Source organism: Streptomyces sp. NPDC006332 (assembly GCF_040612855.1).
Taxonomy (GTDB): domain Bacteria; phylum Actinomycetota; class Actinomycetes; order Streptomycetales; family Streptomycetaceae; genus Streptomyces.
The window spans coordinates 1-3,164 of the sequence record NZ_JBEXRA010000130.1 but is presented as its reverse complement, the minus strand read 5'-3'; the positions used below and the strand labels follow the sequence as shown (position 1 = coordinate 3,164).

Genomic DNA, 3,164 nt, shown 5'->3' with positions numbered 1-3,164 from the left:
GTCGGGAACGAAGCGTTCCGCGGTGAGTTCGGGCCGGTTGAGGTAGCCGCGGGCCACGCCGGGCCCGCCGACGTAGATCTCTCCGGGGACACCGAGCGGCACCAGTTCGCCGAAGCGGTCCAGCAGGTAGACCCGCAGGTCGCTGAGGGGGTAGCCGACGCGGTTGGCGGCAGCCGGATCGAAGTCCTCGTCGCTGATGCGGTAGTAGGTGGTGTGGACGGTGGTTTCGGTGATGCCGTACATGTTCACCAGCTGCGGGGTGTCAAGGCCCAGCCGGTCCGTCCACGGACGCAGCTCACCGACCTCGAGTTTCTCTCCCGCGAAGATCACCGCGCGCAGGGACAACTGCCCGATGCGGGGGTCGTTGTGGCCCGCGGCCGCCACCAGCGAGCGGAACGCGGTCGGGGTCTGGGACAGGACCGTGACCCGGTGTTCCACCAGGAGGTCCAGGAAGTCCTCCGGTGAACGTGTCACCTCCCGGGGCACGACGACGAGGGTCCCGCCGTGGAACAGGGCACCCCACATCTCGAACACCGACACGTCGAAGGCGTAGGAGTGGAACATCGTCCACACATCGCCCTGGTCGAAGCCGTAGTGCTCCTGCGCCGTCTGCAGCAGCCGCACCACCTGGGTGTGCGTCAGGGTGACGCCCTTGGGGCGGCCGGTGGAGCCGGATGTGTAGATGACGTAGACGATGTTGTCCGGTGCGGCCGGTGTCTCGGGTGCGGTCTGCGGGCGGGAGGCGATCGTCTTGGCGTCCCGGTCCAGTACGACCAGTTCACCGTCGAAGACCTCGTCCAGGACTGACACCAGTTCGCCGGTGGTGACCACGACCCGTGCACCGGCGTCCGCCAGTACGAACCCGAACCGGTCGGCCGGGTTCGCCGGGTCCAGCGGCAGGTATCCGGCACCCGCCTTCAGTACGCCCAGCAGGGTCGGCATCAGGTCGGGGCCGCGCTCCAGACACACACCCACCAGGGACTCCGGGCCCACGCCCAGCGAACGCAGGTGATGCGCCAGCCGGTTGGCACGCGCGTCGAGCTCCGCGTACGTCAGCTCCACGTCGCCGGCGATCACCGCGACCGCGTCCGGCGTCGCCGCGGCACGCTCCGCGAAGATCTCATGCACACACCGCTCCACCGCAGCCGACGGAACATGTCCGTCGAGGCTTCCGCTGACGATGGCATGTTCGGCCGGGTCGAGCATGCTCAGCCGGGATATCGGAGTGGACGGAGCGGCCACGGCGCTCTGGAGGAGCTGCAGGAAATGGCGGGCCGTGCGCTGTGCGGTCTCCCGGTCGAACAGGGCGCTCGCGTACTCGACACGCCCGTGGAACGAGCCATCGGTCGACTCCTCGACCTGCAGGGTCAGGTCGCACTTGGCCACCGGTGCGCCACCGTAGTACGGCTCGACGCGCAGGCCCGGCAGGTCGACGGCGTCCAGCCGCGACTCGTGCATCGTGAACGCGATCTGGTACAGCGGCGTACGCGACAGGTCGCGCTCCGGCTGGAGTTCGTCCACGAGCTGGGCGAACGGCACGTCCTGGTGGTCGAAGGCGTCCAGGACCGTGCGACGCGTCCGGTCGAGCAGGTCGGTGAAGGCGGGGTCGGTGTCCTCGTCCCAGTGCCCGCGCAGGACCAGACTGTTGATGCCGTAGCCGATCAGCGACTGGAGCTCCGGCCGCGCGCGGCCGGAGACGACCGTGCCGACGGAGATGTCGCTCTGCCCGGTGCTGCGGGCGATGACCGCCTGGAAGGCGGCCATCATGACCGTGAACGGAGTCGTCTCCTGCACGGCGGCGAGTTCGCGCACCGCCTGAGGCAGCTCGGCGGGGAAGTCGAAGAGCACCTCGGCGCCCGCGTAGCTCCGCGTTGCCGGACGGGGCCGGTCCGTGGGCAGTTCGGTCGGGGCCGCGCCGTCCAGTGCCGTGCGCCAGTGCGCGAGCTGCCGCTGGAGGCCATCGCCGGACAGCTGCTCGCGCTGCCAGGCCGCGTAGTCCGCGTACTGAACAGGCAGCGGCTCCAGCGGGGACGGACGCCCGGCGGTGAAGGCGCCGTACAGGGCGCTGATCTCGGTCAGCAGAATGCGGGTGGACCAGGCGTCACAGGCGATGTGGTGGAAGACCAGGCACAGGACGTGGTCGTTCTCGGTGAGGCGGAACATGCGGGCCCGCAAAGGCCAGTCGGTCTCCAGGTCGAACGGGGCTGCCGTGTGCGCCGCGACCAGCGCGGTCAGCCGACGCTCACGCTCGGCGGGAGAGCCGCCGGGTACCTGCTCCACCGTCAGGACGGCGGCCGACTCGGCGGGCTCGTCGACGATCTGGACCGGCTGTCCGTCCGGCGTCATCGCGTAACGGGTACGCAGGACCTCGTGCCGTGCGCTGATCTCGCCCAGGGCGCGCCTGAGCGCGGAGGCGTCCAGTGCGCCGTGCAGGCGCACCACGAGGGGAATCAGGTACTCGGTGCTGTCCGGGTCGAGGCGGCTGAGGAACCACATCTGCTGCTGCCCGGCGGCCAGCGGCAGGGGCGCGCTGCGGTCGGCCTTCTGGATCACCGAGCGGCGGCCGCCCGTCCGACGGCCGGCCAGTCGTCGGCGCAGCAGTTCCTCACGGTCGGTTCCCGCGGCGGAAGGAACGGCCTTGGATTCGTGGCCCCCGTTGCTCATCGGTTCTGCTCCTTCGGCAGCATCGAGTCCGCCACGTCTCGGTCGGACATCATGTCGATTTCGGTTCTGATGCAGGTCTCGACCGAGTCGGCGAGCGCGGCGATGGTCGGCCCTTCGAAGAGGGCACGGACCGGGAGGTCGATCTCGTACTCGCCGCGCAGGGCGGCGATCAGGCGGATGGCGAGGATGGAGTTGCCGCCGACCTTGAAGAAGCTGTCGTTAACGCCGAACCCAGATGTGCCGAGGACGTCCTCCCACAGCTCGGCGATCCGCTCCTCCACGCCGTTGCGCGGCGCGACCCGCCCGGCCTGGTCGGTGTGGTGGGTGGGGGTGGGCAGGGCTTTGCGGTCGACCTTGCCGTTGGCGTTCAAGGGCATCGTGTCGAGTTCGACGAACACCGAGGGCACCATGTACTCGGGCAGCGACTGGGTCAGGTAGGTGCTCAGTTCGTCGCCGGGTGCGGTGCCGGGGCCGTGGGCGGGTACGACGTAGCCGACCAG

Annotated in this window: 2 protein-coding genes; both read right to left on the bottom strand. The window is 69.8% G+C overall.

Translation table 11 applies throughout. The features are described from left to right. Positions 1 to 2,664 (bottom strand): amino acid adenylation domain-containing protein (locus tag ABZ027_RS43080; RefSeq protein ID WP_356778571.1); only part of this gene is annotated, 2,664 nt, incomplete at its 3' end. Beyond that, positions 2,661 to 3,164, bottom strand: a 504-nt coding sequence (locus ABZ027_RS43075) for a phosphopantetheine-binding protein (protein WP_356778569.1), incomplete at its 5' end; no start/stop codon positions are given. The genes ABZ027_RS43080 and ABZ027_RS43075, both read right to left, overlap by 4 nt.